This is a genomic window from Corynebacterium phoceense, assembly GCF_900092335.1.
GTDB classification, from domain to species: Bacteria; Actinomycetota; Actinomycetes; order Mycobacteriales; family Mycobacteriaceae; genus Corynebacterium; species Corynebacterium phoceense.
On the sequence record NZ_LT596207.1, the window covers coordinates 618724 to 638573 of the forward strand.

The 19850-nt window shown below is 64.7% G+C and carries 18 protein-coding genes, 3 tRNA genes, 1 other RNA gene and 2 pseudogenes; 3 read left to right on the top strand and 21 right to left on the bottom strand.

What is annotated here, in order from left to right; translation table 11 throughout:
• From BN9444_RS02910 to ffs, 4 genes are all read right to left on the bottom strand, one after another.
• Nucleotides 1–1004, bottom strand: a 1004-nt coding sequence (locus BN9444_RS02910; protein WP_068801401.1) for a DNA polymerase III subunit gamma and tau, incomplete at its 3' end; no start/stop codon positions are given.
• 76 nt (nt 1005–1080) lie between these two features.
• Nucleotides 1081–1590, bottom strand: a complete 510-nt coding sequence (locus tag BN9444_RS02915; protein WP_068801402.1) for a suppressor of fused domain protein — start codon at nt 1588–1590, stop codon at nt 1081–1083.
• On the bottom strand, nt 1591–2862 hold the full coding sequence (locus tag BN9444_RS02920) for an aspartate aminotransferase type Ic (protein ID WP_066486026.1): 1272 nt from the start codon (nt 2860–2862) through the stop codon (nt 1591–1593).
• Between the two features lie 74 nt (nt 2863–2936).
• Nucleotides 2937–3031: signal recognition particle sRNA small type (gene ffs, locus BN9444_RS02925), an RNA gene on the bottom strand.
• Between the two features lie 152 nt (nt 3032–3183).
• Here ffs and BN9444_RS02930 point away from each other — a divergent pair.
• Nucleotides 3184–3272, top strand: a tRNA-Ser gene (locus BN9444_RS02930).
• A 40-nt stretch (nt 3273–3312) separates the two neighbouring features.
• On the opposite strand, the gene BN9444_RS02935 is transcribed toward BN9444_RS02930, so the two are convergent.
• The 5 genes and pseudogenes from BN9444_RS02935 to gluQRS form a co-directional block, all read right to left on the bottom strand.
• Complete coding sequence (locus BN9444_RS02935; protein ID WP_066486023.1) at nt 3313–4143, bottom strand: Cof-type HAD-IIB family hydrolase; 831 nt, start codon at nt 4141–4143, stop codon at nt 3313–3315.
• 63 nt (nt 4144–4206) lie between these two features.
• Entirely contained in the window at nt 4207–4434 is a 228-nt protein-coding gene (locus BN9444_RS02940; protein ID WP_141681470.1) for a hypothetical protein, read from the bottom strand.
• A gap of 33 nt (nt 4435–4467) precedes the next feature.
• The gene (locus tag BN9444_RS02945; RefSeq protein WP_066486018.1) at nt 4468–4839 is read right to left on the bottom strand and encodes a hypothetical protein; all 372 of its coding nucleotides are present in this window, start codon (nt 4837–4839) and stop codon (nt 4468–4470) included.
• Between the two features lie 10 nt (nt 4840–4849).
• On the bottom strand, nt 4850–6412 hold the full coding sequence (locus BN9444_RS02950; RefSeq protein ID WP_066486016.1) for a cation:proton antiporter: 1563 nt from the start codon (nt 6410–6412) through the stop codon (nt 4850–4852).
• Nucleotides 6413–6487: 75 nt separating this feature from the next.
• Nucleotides 6488–7329 (bottom strand): annotated as a pseudogene (gene gluQRS, locus BN9444_RS02955) (tRNA glutamyl-Q(34) synthetase GluQRS).
• 62 nt (nt 7330–7391) lie between these two features.
• Here gluQRS and BN9444_RS02960 point away from each other — a divergent pair.
• The gene (locus BN9444_RS02960; protein WP_066486096.1) at nt 7392–8102 is read left to right on the top strand and encodes a queuosine precursor transporter; all 711 of its coding nucleotides are present in this window, start codon (nt 7392–7394) and stop codon (nt 8100–8102) included.
• A 42-nt stretch (nt 8103–8144) separates the two neighbouring features.
• On the opposite strand, the gene tgt is transcribed toward BN9444_RS02960, so the two are convergent.
• The 6 genes from tgt to BN9444_RS02990 all read right to left on the bottom strand — a co-directional run bounded on the left by tgt (nt 8145) and on the right by BN9444_RS02990 (nt 13520).
• Nucleotides 8145–9410: a tRNA guanosine(34) transglycosylase Tgt gene (tgt, locus tag BN9444_RS02965; RefSeq protein WP_066486088.1), complete on the bottom strand. Its 1266-nt coding sequence runs from the start codon at nt 9408–9410 to the stop codon at nt 8145–8147.
• A gap of 182 nt (nt 9411–9592) precedes the next feature.
• The gene (locus BN9444_RS02970; protein WP_066513115.1) at nt 9593–11992 is read right to left on the bottom strand and encodes an MMPL family transporter; all 2400 of its coding nucleotides are present in this window, start codon (nt 11990–11992) and stop codon (nt 9593–9595) included.
• A gap of 88 nt (nt 11993–12080) precedes the next feature.
• Nucleotides 12081–12168: transfer RNA gene (locus BN9444_RS02975), tRNA-Ser, on the bottom strand.
• 83 nt (nt 12169–12251) lie between these two features.
• The gene (locus tag BN9444_RS02980) at nt 12252–12461 is read right to left on the bottom strand and encodes a CsbD family protein (RefSeq protein WP_066486004.1); all 210 of its coding nucleotides are present in this window, start codon (nt 12459–12461) and stop codon (nt 12252–12254) included.
• A 35-nt stretch (nt 12462–12496) separates the two neighbouring features.
• Entirely contained in the window at nt 12497–12958 is a 462-nt protein-coding gene (locus BN9444_RS02985) for a nucleoside deaminase (RefSeq protein ID WP_066486076.1), read from the bottom strand.
• A gap of 73 nt (nt 12959–13031) precedes the next feature.
• Nucleotides 13032–13520, bottom strand: a complete 489-nt coding sequence (locus BN9444_RS02990; RefSeq protein ID WP_066513121.1) for a tRNA adenosine deaminase-associated protein — start codon at nt 13518–13520, stop codon at nt 13032–13034.
• A gap of 38 nt (nt 13521–13558) precedes the next feature.
• On the opposite strand from BN9444_RS02990, the pseudogene BN9444_RS02995 reads away from it, so the two are divergent.
• Nucleotides 13559–14514, top strand: a pseudogene (locus BN9444_RS02995) (prephenate dehydrogenase).
• A gap of 10 nt (nt 14515–14524) precedes the next feature.
• On the opposite strand, the gene mgtE reads toward BN9444_RS02995, so the two are convergent.
• From mgtE to BN9444_RS14660, 6 genes are all read right to left on the bottom strand, one after another.
• Entirely contained in the window at nt 14525–15895 is a 1371-nt protein-coding gene (gene mgtE / locus BN9444_RS03000) for a magnesium transporter (RefSeq protein WP_066485989.1), read from the bottom strand.
• A gap of 57 nt (nt 15896–15952) precedes the next feature.
• Nucleotides 15953–16141, bottom strand: coding sequence for a hypothetical protein (locus BN9444_RS03005; protein WP_066485986.1), 189 nt, complete (start codon nt 16139–16141; stop codon nt 15953–15955).
• Nucleotides 16142–16401: 260 nt separating this feature from the next.
• Nucleotides 16402–16474, bottom strand: a tRNA-Arg gene (locus BN9444_RS03010).
• A gap of 173 nt (nt 16475–16647) precedes the next feature.
• Nucleotides 16648–18222 carry an SLC13 family permease gene (locus BN9444_RS03015; protein ID WP_066485984.1) on the bottom strand — a complete coding sequence of 525 codons (1575 nt, stop codon included), beginning with the start codon at nt 18220–18222 and terminating at the stop codon, nt 16648–16650.
• A gap of 120 nt (nt 18223–18342) precedes the next feature.
• Complete coding sequence (locus BN9444_RS03020; RefSeq protein ID WP_068801403.1) at nt 18343–19359, bottom strand: tartrate dehydrogenase; 1017 nt, start codon at nt 19357–19359, stop codon at nt 18343–18345.
• Nucleotides 19360–19398: 39 nt separating this feature from the next.
• Entirely contained in the window at nt 19399–19767 is a 369-nt protein-coding gene (locus BN9444_RS14660) for a YidH family protein (RefSeq protein ID WP_066485977.1), read from the bottom strand.
• Nucleotides 19768–19850 lie beyond the last annotated feature (83 nt).

Here is a 19850-nt window from a genome sequence, read left to right on the forward strand (position 1 = left end):
GCGGAGGCGAGGTGGGCCAGCTGCGCGTTGGAGAAGGCAGCGGCCTCGTTGGTCATGGCCTCGGCGCGATCCTCGGGCACGGCGACGAGGCCGGCGGCGACGGCATCGGGCACGGCTTGGAGCACAAGCAAGTCGCGGAGGCGGTCGAGCAGGTCGGTAGCGAAGCGGCGGGGTTCCTCGCCGCTTTCGACGACGGCATCGATAAGCTGGAAGAACGCGGCCTTGTCACCGGCGGCGAGGGCGGCGACGGCGTCGTCGATGACCGAAATGTCCGTGATACCGAGGAGCGGGCGCGCGAGATCGTAGGTGAGGCCATCGGGGCCAGCACCGGCGAGGAGCTGGTCGAGGATGGACAGGGTATCGCGCGGGGAACCGCCGCCCGCGGAGATGACCATGGGGTAGACGGAATCTTCGACCGTGACACCCTCAGCGGCGACAGTGCGCTGGAGCAGGCCCTTCATCGCGGACGGGGTGAGCAGGCGGAACGGGTAGTTGTGCGTGCGCGAACGGATGGTGGGCAGCATCTTCTCCAGCTCGGTGGTGGCGAAGATGAAGATGACGTGCTCCGGCGGCTCCTCGACGACCTTGAGCAGCGCGTTGAAGCCCGCATTCGAAATCATGTGGGCCTCGTCGATGATGAAGATGCGGTAGCGCGACTCGGCAGGCGCGAAGTAGGCGCGGTCGCGCAGATCGCGCATGTCGTCCACGCCGTTATGCGAAGCGGCGTCGAGCTCCGTGACGTCCAGATTGCCGGGGCCGCCGGGGGCGAGCGAGACGCAGGAATCGCACACGCCGCAGGGCGTCGAGGTGGGGCCTTGCTCGCAGTTGAGCGAGCGGGCCATGATGCGCGCGGAGGAGGTCTTGCCACAGCCGCGCGGGCCGGAAAACAGGTAGGCGTGATTAATACGCCCCGCGTCGAGCGCGGTGGACAAGGGCCGGGTGACCTGCTCTTGGCCTACCACCTCGGCGAAGGTTGCTGGACGATATTTCCGGTAAAGAGCCACGATTGCACAGTCTACCGTCTAGCGCGCGCGGGCAAAGCCGGGCGGCGACCAGAAAGGCGCCAGGAAAGACGCGGGGTTAAGACTCGAAACGCGACCAGTCGAGGAGGTCGATCTCAGACTCAGCGACGGCGTCCTGGAGCGCTGGCACGCCTTCCTCGACGGCATAGGCGTACTCGGAATCCGTGAGCGCCACGAGCTGAAGCATGAGCGTCCAGCGGCCATCCAGCTTGACCTGTGGCGTGGGCCCGCCCCAGAGCCAAGGAGCAACGAGGACGCCGTGGCGACCCGGGCCCAGCTTGGGCAGGAGGGTGCCCGGCTGGGCGGGGATGACGCGGGCGGCATCGAGAAGCTCAGTGGCTTCCGTGATAAGAGCGGCGAGGGAGGACAAGGGGGCGCGGGCGACGGTGAGAATCTCCGCGCGCACGTCCATGCCCTCCGCGGAAAGCCCCGTGGAGACCTCCGCGAAGCGGGTCGTGGCGACGAGGTTCTCGTCATTGTCCAGCGACGCGTAGGCCAAGTCATTCTCAAAGCGCAACTGCGCCGGAATGATATTAGCCAACCAGGCTTGGGTCTCCGCGGCGTTCATTTACGCCCCGAGCTTCTCCAGCGCCGCGAGCAGGACGCAGGTGGCCACGCCATCCATGGCCGTCTCGACCTCGGCCAGCGGCGGCAGGGACGGCGCCAAGCGGATGTTGCGGTCGTTGGGGTCCTCGCCGTGCGGGTACGCGGAGCCGGCCTTGGTGAGCACGATGCCGGCATCCTTGGCGAGCTCCCACACGCGCGTCGCCGTGCCGTCGATGACGTCCAGCGAGATGAAGTAGCCGCCCTTCGGCTCGGTCCAGCGCGCGACCTCGTACTCGCCGAGACGCTCGGAGAGGATGCGCAGGACCGCGTCGAACTTAGGCGCGAGGAGCGCTGCGTGACGGCGCATGACCGAACGCACGCCCTCAGCCGAGCCGAAGAACTCGTAGTGCGCGAGCTGGTTAATCTTGTTCGGGCCAATGCCGCGGATGCCCGCAAACGAGCGGTACCACTCGAGGTTCTCCAGCGAGGACGCGAAGAACGCGACGCCCGCGCCGGCGAAGGTGATCTTCGACGTCGAGGACATCACCCAGAAACGGTTCGGGTTGCCAGCCTCGCGCGCGTAGTCGAGGATGGGCAGAATCTGCGGGAAATCCTCGGTGAGCGTGTGGACCGCGTACGCGTTGTCCCACACGACGCGGAAGTCCGGGGCGGCGGTCTCCAGAGAAGCGAGCTCGCGAGCGATCTCTTCCGAGATGGTCACGCCCGTCGGATTGGAGAACATCGGCACCGTCCACATGCCCTTAACCTGTGGGTCCTGGACGAGCTCGCGGATAGCGCCCATGTCCGGGCCGTCCTCAAGCATAGGCACGGTGATGAGCTCGTAGCCGAACTTCTCGGTGATCGCGAAGTGGCGGTCGTAGCCCGGCACCGGGCAAATCCACTTAACCTTGTCCTCCTGGCCCCACGGGCGCTCGGAGTCGTTCGTGCCCCACGTGTGCGCGAACGAGATGAGGTCGAACATGATGTTGAGCGAGGAGCTATCCGCCGCGACGAGGTTCTCCGCCGGGATGCCCAGCAGCTTGCCCCACAGCTCGCGAACCTCGCGGATGCCGTCGAGGTTGCCGTAGTTGCGCAGGTCGTTGCCCGCCGCGTCGGTGTAGTTGTCCTCACCCGGCAGGGACAGCAGGTCATTAGCCAGGTCCGACTGTGCCTTGGAGGGCTTGCCGCGCGTGAGGTTGAGCTGCAGGCCCTTGGCCTTGAGCTCCGCGTAGTCCTTGCGGATGCGCTCAGCGAGTTCCTTGAGCTGATCAGCATCGAGTGATAGCAGCGACATGGTGGCCTTCCCTAACGTGATGAACAAATTGCTATGCCGCACACAGTGTAGCCGACTCCCCGCCCCGAAAAACGATTAACGGACCCCGCGCACCCGCCAGAGCCTCCTGACCCTTGCTGCATTCCTGCCCTGGGGGAGTTCAGAGGATAAACGCCACGCGGAATCCTGCTGCCTACTTTAACCGCTGCCCCGCGTCCGTTCCAAACTAGGTTGCCCCAGCCTTCCGATGCCCCCTCCACCCCACCGCAGCCTCCCCTCCCCAAAGCTTCGCCTGAGCTGGCGATTTTGCGTGATTGCTACGGCCTGATAATGTTTCTCAGCGGAGGATTCGACTAGCGGCCTATGTCACACGCCTGGAACGCGTGCGGGAGTCACATCCCTCAGGGGTTCAAATCCCCTATCCTCCGCCAAAGGAAATCCCGGCTCTTTTAGAGTCGGGATTTTTGGATCTTAAACCAGCCCGAGCTTCTCGAAGGCGTGAGCCAAGCCATCCTCGTCGACGTCGTCGGTGACCATCGTGGCGGCAGCCTGGACGTCTGCTGGGGCGTTGCCCATGGCGACGGAGGTGCCGCACGCGGCGAACATGGTGAGGTCGATGGCGGCGTCGCCGAAGGCGGCGGCATCGGAAGGCTGAGCATGCAGATGGTCCAGCACGGCGGCGACGGCAGATTGCTTGCTCACGCCCGCCGGCGCGAGGTCGCCAAAAAGAGCGGTGGCGCCGGCGCCGCCCCACGTGTGATTCTCCAGCTCAGGGAAGCGCTGCGCGGTCTCCTCGAAGTCCGCGTAGCTGCCCAGGATGTAGCTGATCTTATTGACGTCGTCGCGCGCCTGAAGACGCGCGAGCTGCTCGCCGAAGACCATGCCGTGGAAGGCAACGGTGACGGGCACCGGCTCACGCCCTTTGGCTGCCTGATACGCGGCCATGGGCCCCTGTGCGGCCTCCTCGAAGCCCGGGCTGGCAAAGAGCCCCGCGTTGCACTCGAGGTAGAACTCGCAGCCACGCGCGGTGAGCCAATCCACAATTTCTGCGGTCTGCTGCGCGCTGAGTGAATGCCGGTAGATTTCCGTCCCGTTGAGCTCCACGTAGCCACCATTCGCGCCCACGAGGCCGTCCACGCCCAAGTCCCACAGGAACTGCGGAATCTCCGCGCGTGAGCGACCCGTGTTGAGCAGCACGGCGTGCCCATTCGCACGGGCGGCACGCACGGCCGCCGCGGCCGACGGGGGAATTTCGTTGGAGTAGTTGACCAAGGTTCCATCGACGTCGAGGAAGATAATCATGGTTCCGAGGCTACGGAAAACGCGGAAAGTCCGGTCCTGTTTCAGGAAGGAAACAGGACCGGGCTATCCCAACCGACCCAACGGCGTCACCGCACTATCCCCGCCATTATCAGCCGGGCCGACAATGATGCCCACAATCCGCCCGTCGTCGCCGTACACGGGTGCGCCCTCAGCCCAGACACGCGTGGTGTTGGGATTGGAGCGGTGGAGGGTGACGTCGAAGGTACAGTCGGGCTCGACGTACGTGCCGGTGCTCATGCTTGCGCCCATGGTGCGCTTTTCAACATCCATGATCTGCGTGTCGGATAAGCGCCAGCCCGGCGGCTAGGCGATCACGGGGAGCTCAGAACCGTCTTCCTTGAACCACGCGATGTGCGGCGGCGAATCCATCGCCCATTCTTTCAGCCTCATGCCCAGCGCCCAGCGGGCATCCTCAATCTGATAGTCCTCGTCCGCGGCGCCGTCGAGGAGGAACTGCCAGAAGCTATTGGGGCCGGTGTCCTTAAGCCACAGCCACACGTAGTCTTCCAGCGAGTGCGCGGCAAGCAGGTCTTCCATGCCCTCGGGCACGAGCGCGCGGTCCGCGCGCACGCGATCGGCGAGGTCCGCGTCAAAGAAGTCGTAAAGGTAGTCCATCGCGGCGTCGGCCCCGGCGTACTCGAAGGCGGCAGCGGCGGCATCGGAAGGCGCATCCATGAAAGCCAGCCTAGCGGTGCTCCGCCACGAGAACCATACGGTCGACCTCGACCAAGACCTCGTCCACGATGTGTGGGTTGAGGCCGCGCTCGCCGCGCATACGCACGAGGGCCTGTTGGGCAGCGGTGTAGGCGACGCGTTGGGCCTCGGTGGCCTTCTCGCGGGCCTTCTCGATCTTCCAGGCTCGGGTGTCGGGGTTCTGCTCGTCGTCGAGCTCATCGCCCAGGCGGTCGGTGAACCAGTCGTCGATGGTGGCGGCGATCTCGGGGTCGGCGTCCGCGTAGTGGCGGCGCAAGGCGGAGAGGGCGGCCTTGCGGGCGCGCTCGGTAATCGCGGTGCGCATCTTGTCGTGTGCGGCCTCGGCCGTGGTCGTGAGATCCAGCTGGCGCATGAGCCACGGCAGGAGCAGGCCGGGAATCACCATGGTCACGAGGAGGACGGTGAGCGCGATGACGGCGAGCTCGTGGTGGAACGGGAATGCGCCGGAGGGCACGGAGAGGACCAGCGCCAGGGTGACGAGTCCGCGCATGCCGGACCACGTCATGAGCAGGACCTCCTGGAGGCGCAGGGGTGCCAGGTGCGGGCGGCCCGAGCGGCGATTAATGAGGTAAAACAGGTACATCCACACCCCGCGCACGGCAAACGCCACGAGGGAGAGGATGACGCCCACGAGGATGGAATGGAGGATATCCGCACCCACCGCGCTGATGGCGTTATTGGCTGACAGGCCGATGAGGCCGAAGGCGACGCCGGTAAAGAGCATCTCCACCGTCTCCCAGAAGCCCTGGCCGGAGAGGCGGTCCTCCGCATGAATCGGCGCGCGCGAGTGCAGCTCGATGGCCGCGATGACCACGGCGATGACGCCGGAGGCGCCGAGTTCCTCCGCTGCGATATAGGTCGCGAAAGGAATAACCCAGGTCAGTGCGTTGCGGGTTGTCGAGTCGTGGACGCCGCGAATAAACCAGGCTGCGAGCCTGCCGATGCCCCATCCCAGCGCCGTCGCCACCACCGCCGAGTAGGCAAAGTTCCCCAGGCCCTCTGCGAAAGAAAGCTCGCCCTGCGCCGTGACCGCGGCGAGCGCGAGGTGGAAGGCGACGATGGACGCGGCGTCGTTGAACAGGCCCTCGGTCTGCAGGGCGGAGATAATACGACGCGGGATGCCGACGGGCTCGGCGACGGCGTCGACGGCCACGGGGTCAGGCGGGGCGATGGCCGCGCCGATGAGGATGGCGCCGGCGATGCCAATTCCCGGCAGCAGCGCGTATGCGGTAAAGCCCACCGTGAAGGTGGTGACGACCACAAGCGCGACGGACAGCAACGCGATGGTCATCCACTGCTCGCGGATGACACCCCAGGACGTGCGGCGCGCGAGCGACCACAGCAGCGGCGGCAGGAAGATGGGCAGGATGAGCTCGGCGGGGATCTCCAGATCGGTGGGTATGCTCGGCACAAGCGCGGCGACGGTCGCGAGGATGGTGAGCAGCACCGGCCAGGGCAGTCCGATCTTGTCGCCGACAGCGGCGACAACCACCGTCAGCAGCATCAAGGCGACCAAGATCAACAGGACTTCCACGCGGCACTCCCCAGTTTTCAAGTTCAAGAAACAACTCAAACCAGTGTAGGCCGCCCTACTGTCATGCGGTCGAGATTATCCTTCGAAAACGCTGGGTTCCGTGCCCAACCGCCCGAGTTCGAAGACCTCGAGGAACTCATCTGCGGAGCGCACGCCCTCGTAGCCCAGGCCTGCGGCCATCGCTTCCACGACGTCGCCCACGCTGCGGGTCTCGAGCAGCTCGCGCAGCGTCACTGCCCCGTCGCGCTTAGCCAGGCGCTTGCCCTCCGCGTTGAGCACGAGCGGCACGTGGATGTACTCGGGCACGTGTAATCCCAGGAGCGTCGCGAGGTACGCCTGCCGCGGCGCCGAAGTAAGTAGGTCGTCGCCGCGCACAACCTGGTCCACGCCCTGGAATCCGTCATCGACAACGACGGCCAGGTTGTACGCCCAGTCCGGCGCCTGGCCCCCGCGCCGCAGGATGAAGTCATCCACCTCGCCGGTGTAGTCGCCGTGCAGCGCNCCCGGCCTTGGGCGGCGAGCTCGGCGCGCTTGGAGGCACGGGCGGCACGCGAAAGCTCACGGCATGTCCCTGGGTACTGGCCCGGGATGGCATGCGGCGCGCGGGAGGCCTCCTGGATATCCTTGCGCGAACAGTAGCACTCGTAGTACGGCAGCGTCTCGAGCGCCGCCTCGTAGGCCGCGTCCCGATCGTGCTGGTAGAGCACCTCATCCCAGTCCAAGCCCAGCGTCGCGAGATCCTCGAGCTGGCGCTGCGCGGAGTCCGCCGAAGAGCGCTGCGTGTCCACGTCCTCGACGCGCAGCACGAAGCGCCGCCCCGAGCCCCGCGCCGCGAGCCACGCGATGAGCGCGGTGCGCAGGTTGCCAAAGTGCAGGTCGCCGCTGGGGCTAGGGGCATAACGTCCGGCTGGTGTCATAGCTGCCCAGTCTATCGCGCGCGTTTCGCGCAGACCGCGCGCATGCGGCATAGTTGATGCTCATGACAACTCAATCGGCAACCGCAACCACGGATTCACGTGGCGAGAGCATCCGATTCATCCCGGTACAGTCCACGCTGTATCCGTGGCTGGTCACGCTCTTCGTCGTCACGTTCCTCATCTCGAATATCAACGCCACGAAGGGCGTACAGCTCGGCCCGCTCATCACGGACGGCGCGTTCTTCCTCTTCCCGCTCGCCTACATCGTGGGCGACGTGCTCTCCGAGTGCTACGGCTTCAAGTCCACCCGGCGCGCCGTGGCCATCGGCTTCGCGATGGCGATCCTCGCAGCCATCGCCTTCTACATCGCGATCTGGCTGCCGGCCGCAGATTTCTATGAGGGCCAGGAGGCCTTCGCCGCCACGCTCGGACTCATGCCGCAAATCCTCGGCGCCTCGCTTGCCGGCTACGTCGTGGGCCAGCTGCTCAACTCGTTCACGCTCGTGCGCATGAAGGCCCGCTCCGGCGAGAAGGGCCTCATTAGCCGCCTTATCGCGTCCACCGTCGTGGGCGAGCTGGGCGACACGGTCATCTTCTGCGCCATCGCCGCGCCCGTCATCGGTGTCGCTACCGTTGGCGGGTTCCTCAACTACGTCATCGTGGGCTTCCTGTGGAAGACCGCCTGCGAGGTGGTCATGCTGCCCATCACGACGCAGGTCATCAAGTGGGTGAAGAAGCGCGAGGATTACGTGCCGCTTGACCGTGCCGCCTAATCTCCCGCGTCCCTTGCTCCTGGCTTCCCGCCAGGGGCTTTACTACTTTTTCGCGTAGTAACGGCCCATGAACTCGTCGCGGAAGGCCTCGTAGTAGCCGCCGTCGATGGAGGCCCGGATATTGTCGACGAGGCGAATCATGAACTCCAGGTTGTGCATGGTGCACAGCGTGCCCGCGAGGAACTCGTGAGCCTTAAGCAAGTGGTGGATGTATGCGCGCGAGTAGTTCTCCGAGACGTAGCCGCCGAACTCCTCGTCGATTCCCTTAAAGTCGCGCTTAAACTTGGCGCCCATGAGGTTGAGGCGGCCGTCGAGCGTGTACACGCCGCCGCGGCGGCCCAAGCGCGTGGGCGCAACACAGTCGAAGGTATCGGCGCCGGCCTCGATGGCGGTGAAAAGATCGTCCGGCTCAGAGATGCCGAGCAGGTGGCGCGGCTTGTCCTCCGGCAGCTCGTCGCAGACCCAGCCCACGATGGTGCCCAGGTTTTCCTTCTCCAACGCTCCGCCGATGCCGAACCCGCCGAATCCGCGCATGCCGGCGGCGACGGCGGCATCGGAAAGCTGCACGAGGCCACGGGTGGCCTGGCGGCGAAGGTCCTCGTACTGCGCGCCCTGGACCACGCCCCACAGGGACTGGCGGGGCTTTCCGGCGCGCGCGTTGGTGAGTCGGTCATGCTCGTCGAGGCAGCGTTTGGCCCAGCGGTGCGTGCGCGCGACGGATTCCTCCTGGTACTGACGAGTGTCGACGAGCGTGGTGAGCTCATCAAAGGCAAACATGATGTCCGCGCCCAGGGAGTGCTGAATCTGCATGGAGACCTCCGGCGTGAAGCGGTGCTTCGAGCCGTCAATGATGGACTTGAAGTCCACGCCGTCCTCGTCGACCTGCGCCATGCGCTCCTTCTTCGCCGCGCGGATATCGCCCTCAGTAAGGTTCGCGACGTCCATGGCGAGGACCTTCTTAAAGCCGACGCCCAGCGACATGACCTGGAATCCGCCCGAGTCCGTGTACGTGGGGCCGTGCCAGTTCTCGAACTCCGCGACGCCACCTGCCTCGTCCACGATGTCGTGGCCCGGCTGCAGGTAGAGGTGATACGCGTTGGAGAGGATGGCCTGCGCGCCCGTCTGACGGATCTGCTCCGGGGTCAGCGTCTTGACCGTCGCTTTCGTCGCCACCGGGATAAACGCCGGGGTCTGGATATCGCCGTGCGGGGTATGAATCACGCCGGTGCGGCCGTGCTTGCCGGTGCCTTCGGGCAGGCGCGTGTGCACGTCGAAGCTTAAGTCGGTATCCAGAAGTGGTTTTGTCATGAGAACCAGCGTACCGGTCGCCCGCGCGAGGAGCTGCCCGCGGTACAACAACACTGGGCTCCAGGGCTTCTTAGCAAACAAAAGACCCCCTCGCGGCCTTTCCGCTGAACGGAAGACCTCAATGCGAGGAGGAATACAAGGTCCATACTAAGACAGGTTTCCCTTGAATGCACCACCTCGCACTAGTGGCTCGTGTCTACAGGCTCTGCGGCGTGGCGGGCTTCCCACTCTTCCTCGAGCTTGGTGCCCTCGATGTCGAGGGTGGGCAGGATCTTGTCGAGCCAGCGCGGGATCCACCACGTGGCGCGGCCGGTGAGGAACATCGTTGCGGGCACGAGCGCCATGCGAATGCAGAACGCGTCGAAGAGGACGCCGGCGGCGAGCGCGAAGCCGAAGATTTTGATGAACGGCAGCGGCTGGCCAATGAACGCCACGAAGACGGCGATCATGATGATGGCAGCGGCGGTGACGACGCGGGCGCCCTGGGCGAAGCCCACGATGGTCGATTCCTCAACGGCGTTGTATTTCCCGTGGAAGGCCTGCGAGCCGCGGGGATTGCGGATGAAGTGCTCGCGCATGCGGGTGACGATGAAGACCTGATAGTCCATCGCCAAGCCGAAGGTCACGCCGATGAGGAAGATCGGCATAAACGAGATGAGCGGGCCCGGCGCAGGGACGAGGCCGGTGAGCCCGTCCTGCCAGACGAGGACCGTGACGCCGAAGGCCGCGCCGACGGAGAGCAGGAAGCCCAGGCCGGCGACGAGCGGAACGAGTAGCGAACGGAAGACCACGAGCAGCAGGAGAATGGCGAGGCCGACGACGATGGTCAGGTACGGCAGCATGGCGGCTTGGAGGCGCTCGGTGATGTCGAGCTGGACGGCGGTAAGGCCGGTCATGCCGATGTCGGCGCCAGTGGAGTCCGCGATTTCCTCGGTGGCGGTGCGCAGGGCCTGGGCCGTGCCTTCGGTACGCGCGTCAGACGGCGAGGTCTCGGGCGTGACCATGACCTGCGCGGCGGTGCCTTCGCCGTTGAGGCCCACGAGCTGCGCGTGCTTCACGCCGCCCACCTGGTTGAGCTGCGAGGCGGTGTAGAGGAAGGAGCTCAGCGTCGCCTTGTCCTGATCCGTGCCTTCGGCCTGCGCCGCCATGTACGGGGCGAGCGCCGCGGAATCCGGGTTGGCGTCCTGACCGTTAACGATGACGAGGAAGGGGCCGTTGATGCCGGGGCCGAAGCCTTCGGCCATAAGGTCGGCCGCCTTGCGCTGCGTCGTGTCTGGGTCCGAGGTCGTGTCGGTGGGCAGCGCGAGCTGCATGTGGAGCACCGGCGTGGTGAGCGCGCCGAGGCCGAGGACCGCGACGGCCATGACGAGGCCCGGCATGCGCTGGACGAAGCGCACCCAACGGCTGCCCATGGTCTCGCCGTGGCGGACCCTGCCGCGACGCGTGGGGTTACCGGCGATGCCCGGGATGCGGCCGGCGAAGGCCTTCTTCCCGAACAGGCCGAGTAGCGCCGGGACAAGCGTGAGCGAGACGAGCACCGCGACGGCCACGGTGCCCGCAGCCGACAGGCCCATGGCGGTGAGGAAGCCGATGTTGGCAACGAGCAGCGCGAAGAGCGCAGTGAACACTGTGGCGCCAGCGAAGACCACGGAGGAGCCGGCAGTGCCGACGGCCATACCGGCGGCATCGGCAGGCTCCATGCGGGCGCGCTCCTGCCGGTAGCGGGAGATAATAAACAGCGAGTAGTCCACGCCCACGGCCAGGCCGATCATGAGGGCGAGGACCGGGGTAATGGAGTTGAGGGTGACCCAGTGGGTGGCAATCATGACGCCCATAGCGCCCAGGCCCACGCCCACGACGGCGGTGATGAGCGGCATGCCCGCAGCGACGAGCGAGCCGAAGGTGAAGACCAGAACGATGAACGCGACGGCGAGACCGATGATCTCGGACATTTCTTCGACGGCGATGGCGTCGCCGAAGCCAGCGCCGCCGCCCTCGACGGTGAGCCCCTGCTCGCGGCCGAGTTCCATCGCGGCGGTAACGACGTCCTTATCCTCCTGCTTCACGGAGTTCGCGGAGTCCGCGTCGAAGTCGAAGGTCGTGTACGCGATGGTCTCGTCCTCGTTGACCATCGCGAGGTTATCCGCGTCCGCGCGCGCGGTCTCCTCGGGCAGGCCCATGGACGTGAACTGGTCAATAACGCTCTGCTGAAGTTGTGGCGAGACCTCAAGCGGGTTGCCGAAGCGCTGGCCCTCGACGCCGAGGTTGTCCTTGATGTAGTCGACGACGTCTTGGATCGCAGCCATATTTTCCGGATCCGAAAGCTTCTCGCCCTCGGGCGCCTGGAACACAAGGTTGACGCTCGGCGCGTTGGCGAGGTTGCCCGCTTCGGGGAAGAGTTCAGACGCGCGGTGGGTGGCGTCGATGGCCGGGGTATTCGAAATGGAATACTCGCTCGTCATCGGCTTCATGAGTGTGGCCATCGCGCCGGCCGCAGCAGCGACCAGGATGAGCCACGCGATAATGACCTTCCACTTGTTCAGGAAAGACCAGCGTCCCACGCGGTACAGGAACTTAGCCATGTCGTCCTCTCTCGGTTGAAAACTCACCCAAGTGTAGCCGACACAAAAGATAAAGCCCCAACCTGCATAAACAGGTTGGGGCTCAGTGCGGTGGCGGCGGGATTTGAACCCGCGGTTGGGGATTACCCAACACTCGCTTTCGAGGCGAGCACCTTCGGCCGCTCGGACACGCCACCGCGAAACAGCTTAAAGCAGACCTAGGGCCCGAACAAAATCACTAGCCCCGCGGGCGCGTCCGTCACTGCGGTGTGGTTGCGGTTTAGTCTTCCGTAGCGTCCTTCACAGCGGCGATGGAGTCATCGACCTTTTCCTTTACGGCATCCTTGGCGTCCTCAAACTTCTGCTTGACGCCTGCCTTGGCCTGGTCCGCCTTACCCTCGTTCTCGAGGGATTCATTATCCGTGGCCTGACCAAACTTCTCCTTGGCAGAACCGAGTACTTCGTCTTTCTTGTTCTCAAAATCGCTCATATCCCCACCCTAACGGCGTGACACAGCTGTGTGGGTTACAGCGACGTAACGATTGAGCGCAGGTCGCCGAAGAAGCCGCGCAGCAGCTCGGCGCATTCGTCCTCGAGGACGCCGCCGCGGACCTGTGGGACGTGTAGGGCACCCGGGGCGCGAGGAACCTCGAGGAGGGAGCCGCAGGCGCCGGTGCGTGGTTCCCACGCGCCGAAGACAATGGAGCCGACGCGCGCACCGACGAGGGCGCCAGCGCACATGGCGCAGGGCTCGAGGGTGACGACGAGCTCGCAATCGGTGAGCCGCCATCCATCATTGCTTTTCGCCGCAGCGCCAGCCGTGGCAGCGCGGATGGCTTCGACCTCCGCGTGGGCGGTGGGGTCCTGGCGCTGCTCGCGGCGGTTAACGCCGGTGGCAAGCTCGCGGCCGTCGGGGCCGTAGATAACCGCGCCGACGGGCACGTCACCGGCGGGAGTAGTGCGCGCGACCGCGAGGGCACGGCGCATGCGTTCCTCGGCGCGGGCGAGACCGGATTCGCGGGGCAGGACGCGCTCGGGCTGGTCGGGCGCGGCGGGGGTGCTAGAGATCGAGGGCATCTTCCAGCTCGTCGCCGAAGCCCAGCTCGCCCGCGATGCGCAGCAGCATGTCCGAGGGATAGTCCTCGTCATTGTCGATGATGGCCTCGATTTGATACTCGTCCATGCCGAGGTCGGCCAGGATGTCGAAGTCGCCGTCGCCGAAGGGGGCCGCGTCATCGAGGTCTTCCGGGGCAATATCGGGGATCTCAAGGTCGCGCAACTCCAGGAAACCTGCCGCGAAATCATCATCGACGGCCATGGTGGCATCGGAAAGCAACATGCGCACATCGCCCGGAACCGGGCGGACGATGACGAAGTAGTCATCGTCGACGCACAGCAGCGCAAACGCTGCGCCCTCGCTGCGCAGCGCACGCACTGCGGCGATGGACGTCTGGGGGTCTTCAAAATCATCCGCGAAGGAACGGACAACCCAGGCACCCTCGCTGCGCGCGACCGTCACGGCGAAGGAGAGCAATTCATCCTGACTCATACCTCGTCAGGTTAGTCGGGTTGTGCCATGATTGTCATGTGAATCCTTATACCGTCTCCCGCCCTGTCTGCATTATTGGCCTCGGCCTCATCGGCGGCTCGCTGCTGCGCGATCTGACCGCACGCGAACATGCCGTATTCGGCTATAACCACTCCACCTCCGGCGCCCGCCGCGCCGCTAAGCAGGGCTTTGACGTCACCAATGACCTGCCCGGCGTTCTCGCCCGCGCAGAGAAAGAAGGCGCACTCATCGTCCTCGCCGTGCCTTTCGAGGCCGTCGCCTCCGTCCTCGACGCCATCGTGGAGCACGCCCCTACGTGCGGCATCACGGACGTCGTGTCCGTGAAGACCCAGGTCTACGATCTGGTCAAGGAACGCGGCCTCGAGTCCCGTTACGTGGGCGGCCACCCCATGGCCGGCACCTCCCAGTCCGGCTGGGATAACTCGCAGCGCGGTCTCTTCGCCGGTGCGGCGTGGGCCGTGACCTATGACTACGCCCTGGAGGTGGAGAAGCTGCCTCAGTCCTGGATCGACCTCTTCGCCGACGTCGTGCGCCTCGCCGCCATGGCCAAGGCCGAGGCCATGCCGGTGCGGGTCGCCCCGCATGACGAAGCCGTCGCGCGCGTGAGCCACTTGCCGCACGTCATCGCCGAGTCCCTCGCCGTCGTCGGCGACCACGGCGGAATCCTCTCCCAGTCGCTGGCTGCCGGCTCCTTCAAGGACGCCACCCGCGTGGCGGGCACCCGACCGGAGCTCGTGCAGCAGATGTGTGAGACCAACTCCGCGGCCGTGGTCAAGGCGCTCGACGAGTTCCTGAACTACGTCACCGCCGCGCGCGANCCCGCCTCGAAGCGCGCACCGGCGCCCGCAAGGAGTCCGTCTCCCCCGTGAAGATTTCTTCCCGCCCCGTCCTGCGCCTGTCCCCCGGCTCCCACGGCTGGGTCTCCCAGCTGCGTCAGGCCGAGTCCATGGGTGGACGTATCGAGGTCTTCTAGCTCCCTGGCGTTAGATTCCCAACACGGACTTGGCAATGAGGAAGTAAATAATAAGGCCGGTCGCGTCGCAGAAAGTCGAGATAAACGGGTTGGAGAAGACTGCTGGGTCCGCTCCCACCTTCTTCGCGACCAGCGGCATGAGTCCGCCCACGGAGGCAGACATCGTGCACACCAAGAACAGCGTGGTTCCGATGACCGTGCCGATCTTCACGTCATAGACCAGGGTCGCAAGGATAAAGCCCACAGTGCCCAGCACGGCGCCAAGCACCATGCCAATACGCAACTCGCGCCACAACACGCCCCACAAGTCACGGTCGCGCACATCGCCCATCGCGAGAGCTCGCGTCACCGTGGTGGCAGCCTGATTGCCCGTATTGCCGCCGGTGCCGGTGAGCAGCGGAATAAACAAGGACAGCACCACCGCGGCTGCAAGTGCTTCCTCAAACATGGCCAGCACCTGCACGGTGAGCAGCGCGGAGACCGCCAACACCAGCAGCCAGACAATGCGCGACTTCACCAGCTTCATGAGCGGCGTAGACAGATACGGTTGATGCAGTGGATTCGTACCACCCGCACGCGCGGTGTCCTCGTTATCTGCTTCTTCCTGGATATCCATAGCGTCATCCCAGGCGAGCAGTCCCACCAGGCGCCCCGAGGCATCCACGATGGGCAGCGCCAGGAAGTCCAGCGGCAGGAACCAACGCGCGACCTCCTCCGCATCATCCGTGGCCGTCGCAAACACTGCCTCCCGCATGAGCTCACCTAGCGGGGTTGTATCCGGCGCCTGGAATACTTCACGGAAACTCACCACGCCCACCAGCCGGCGGTCCGCCTCCACGATGGGCAGCGTGTAGATCGTCTCCAAGTCCTGCGCGGTCTCTTTAAGTTGCGCCAGCGCTGCAGCCGCAGTCATCTCCGGATGCAGCGTGGGCACCTCCGGCGACATGCGGCGGCCCACTGAGCCCTTCTCATAGCCCAACACCACGCCCGTAATGTCACGGTCCGGTTTATTAAGCGAGCGCAACAGGCGGTCCGCAATTTCCACGGGCAGCTCATCGAGCAGCGCCACGCGGTCCTCGGGCTCAAGTGCATCGAAGTACTCGAAGACCTCGGCGTTGCCCAACTCATCGATAACGTCCGCCTGCTGGGCGAAGTCCATGGCGTCGAATACCTCGATGGCTTTGCGCCGCGGCAGCAGGCGCAGTACCAGCGCCGCGCGCACCGCATTGCAACGCTCCACAATAGCGATGACATCCCGAATGGGCAGACCCGTGGCCAAGGTCTTGAGCTCCTGTGCCTGACCGGGGTCGAGTTCATCCTCGCTGCGCAGCATAACCTCGAGCTTGTCTACGTTGTCGAGAACCTGCTGTTCGTTATTCATGCGCACCACCGTTTATCACCGCGAACTAATCGCCTTCACCTTACCCCGCGTTAGTAGTTAGTCACGAAAGTTATCATCACGCTTCTTGCGCGCGTAATTCTTCTGCCGGTCCTCGCGTCCTACGAGCGGCACGACAGCCAGCCCCACGACTATGCCTGCAAGCAGCCACCAGAACGTTCCCGTGGCAATCCACATAATGCCGCCCAGCACGGCGCCACCGATGAGGCCCGGGGTCCACTTGTTCATTGCTCGTCTCCTTCTGCCCGCCGGGCACGCCTGTTGGCTTTATCCTAATGCCCCATGCTTTTACCCGACGGCGCTGGGCCACCAGCATAAGACCCGTCATTATTGAACACGGCGGGCACTATCGGGCGCACTAGCCTCATTTTCAGCGTCACACTCCTGATAACGCGCCCGAAATATAAGCGCCCCTACCCCCACGCTGCAGCACGGGCGGATGGAACACGAAGAAACCCGCTAGCCTTGCGGCCAGCGGGTTTGTGCTGTGCGCCCGGAGGGATTCGAACCCCCAACCTTCTGATCCGTAGTCAGATGCTCTATCCGTTGAGCTACGGGCGCTAACCATTGCCTCGAGCGGTTGGTGCTCTCTGTGCAACGTGGAATAACTATACCCACGGCTTTGAATTGTGACAAATCGCCAGGCCAGTCAATGTTTTTACCTGCTGTTTACCCGGGTCAGACCATACGCAATGCCCCGCACGAGGCGGGGCATTCGCAGAAAGAGAAAGTGATTAAGCAGTGAGGCCAAAGACCGGGATGGCGATGAAGTAGACGGTGAGTGTGATGAGCACGGTACCGATGATGTTGAGCCAAATACCGCCCTTGATCATGTCGCCAATCTTCACGTGGCCAGAGCCGTACGCAATGGCGTTCGGCGGGGTGGCGACGGGGAGCATGAACGCACAGGTGGCGGCGAGTGCGACCGGGATGCAGAGCACGAGGACATTGATGTCGCCGTTCGCCGTGAGGCCAATACCCACGGCGACGCCGCCCATAATCGGCAGGAAGGTCGCGGCGGTTGCGGTATTTGAGGTGATTTCCGTCAGGAAGAGGACCAAGAAGGCAATCGCGGCGATGAGCAGGATGACGGGCAGGGAGCCCAGGCCCTTGGCCAGCTCACCAATCCACAGGGACAGGCCGGAGTTATTGAACATCGCGGACAGAGACAGGCCGCCGCCGAAGAGGAGGAGGACGTCCCACGGCATGTCATTGGCCGTCTTCCAGTCAAGCAGGCGCACGCCGGACTTGAAGTTGGCCGGCAGGATGAAGAGGATGAGGCCAGCGGCGATACCTACGATGGCATCGTCGTAGCCGGACTCCTTATCAAGGAAGAACGGGAGAGCAACCCACGCGACAGCGGCGCACAGGAAGATGATGGCGGTGGCGATCTGCGGGCCGGTCCACGGACCCATGGCCTTGATTTCGTCGTTGATGAGCTCCTTGCCGCCCGGGATACGATCCATCTCCGGCTTGAAGATGGTCACGAGCAGGAACCAGGCGATGAAGAGGAAGACGATGGCAATCGGCATGCCGACGATCATCCACTTGCCGAAGCTCAGGTCGATGTCATGCGACTCACGCATGTAGCCAGCGAGCAGGGCGTTCGGCGGAGTACCGATGAGCGTGCCCAGGGAGCCGATGGACGCAGCGTAGGCGATGCCGAGCATGAGCGCGGTCGCGAACTTCTTCTGGTTAGCCATGCCGCCGACCGTGTCAGCGGTAAGCGTCAGGACGGACATGCCAATAGGCAGCATGACCACGGCGGTCGCGGTGTTGGACACCCACATGGACAGGAAGCCCGTGGCAAGCATGAAGCCGAGCACGAGGCGCTTCGGCGACGTACCAACGACCTTGACAACGGCAAGCGCCATGCGGCGGTGGACATTCCAACGCTGGAGGGCCAGCGCGATAAGGAAGCCACCCATGAACAGGAAGATGGTCGAGGACGCGTACGGCGAGCCGACTTCCTTAATCGTGCCCACGCCAGCCAGCGGGAAGACGACGAGCGGGATAAGGGCGGTGGCGGCCAACGGAATGGCCTCGGTCATCCACCATGCGCCCATGAGGACGGTAACGGCGGCGACGGCGCGCAGGCCTTCAAGCGTGTAGGTCTCCTCCGGGTCAGCTCCGGAAGACTGCATCACAGTCTCCACGGCGTTGGACGGGAAAAAGAACCAAATGAGTGCGGCAAGAACAAGACCGACAATGAGGCCGGTGAATTCACGGCGCCATTCGAAAGTGCCGAGGGGCTTGTCGTCTTCGCCCTCGGCATGGGCGGTCGATGGGTGCGTTTGTGGGGTGGTCATGATGCTCCTGGAAATGAGATACACGGCGGCGTTCACCGCGAGAGACACGCATTACCATAAACCACGCACTAGGGTCGGGGCCACATCGTGCCACCCCCACGTCAACCCCACGGCGGGCCGTTAGTCCGCCAGCCGAGCCGCGATTGCGGCCCCCAATTCGGAGGTAGTCGCGGTGCCGCCCATATCGGGCGTCAAACCCTGGCCCTCGGCGAGGACGGACTCGAAGGCCGCGATGACGGCATCGGCAGCCTCGCGCTCGCCGAGGTGATCGAGCATCATCGCGCCGGCCCAAATCTGGCCGATGGGATTGGCAATCCCCTGGCCAGCGATGTCTGGGGCCGATCCGTGGACGGGCTCGAAGAGGGAGGGGAACTCGCCCGTGGGATTGATATTGCCTGACGGCGCGATGCCAATGGTGCCGGTGCAGGCCGGGCCGAGATCGGACAAAATGTCACCGAAGAGGTTGGAGGCGACCACCACATCGAAGCGGTCCGGGTGCATGACGAACTGGGCCGTGAGGATGTCGATGTGATATTTATCCACGCTTATTTCCGGGTAATTCTCCGCCATGGCTTCAACGCGGGAATCCCAATACGGCATGGTGATGGCAATGCCATTCGATTTCGTCGCGGACGTGAGATGCTTGGCGTCGCGACGCTGCGCGAGATCGAAGGCGTATTTCAAGACGCGGTCGACGCCAGTGCGGGTCATGACAGTTTCCTGGATGACGGTCTCGCGATCCGTGTCCGGGAACATCGTGCCGCCCACGGAGGAGTATTCGCCTTCGGTGTTCTCGCGCACGACCCAGAAATCGATATCGCCGGGCTCACGGCCTGCGAGCGGCGAGGGCACGCCGGCGAGTAGCTTCACCGGACGCAGATTGATGTACTGATCGAACTCGCGGCGGAACTGGAGGAGCGAACCCCAGAGGCTCACATGATCAGGGACGACATCCGGCCAGCCTACGGCACCGAAGTAGATGGCGTCACAACCACCCAGCTGCGCCTTCCAATCGTCCGGCAACATCTTTCCGGTGCGCTGGTAGTACTCCGCCGAGGACCAATCGAACTCGGTGAACTCGATCTCCAGGTCGAATTTTTCAGCCGCCGCGCGCAGGACGCGCAGGCCTTCGGGCATAACTTCGGTGCCGATTCCATCACCGGCGATNAGAGCGCGCTAGGCACGGGTTTCTCCGTACAGCAGGATGCCCGCGATGACGAGGACGGCGAGGATCAACACCGGTAGCGCGAAGCTGCCCGGCAGCGGTGTTCCCTCACGCATGGCACGCTCGCAACGCGCCCAGTGCAACCACGCGGCTACCGGCAGCACGAGCGCCGCGATGAGCATGACGACGCTCACCGCGCCGGTCACGCGGTCCGGCAAGTCGAGCTCGAAGGCGCGCAACGCCACGCCGCCAGCAATGAACGCGAGCGCCGTGCGCGTCCACGCGAGGAACGTCCGTTCATTGGCCAGGCTAAAGCGCGGGTCCGGCTCCTCGCCACGCCCGTAGACGGCGCGCGGGAAACGCTTGTCAGGGTTGCTCATGCCCCGCAGTCTAACGCGGCAGACAGGCGTGCGCCCCGCAGGCCATCGATCGACCGCAGGGCGCACAGGAAGCGGTATCCCCA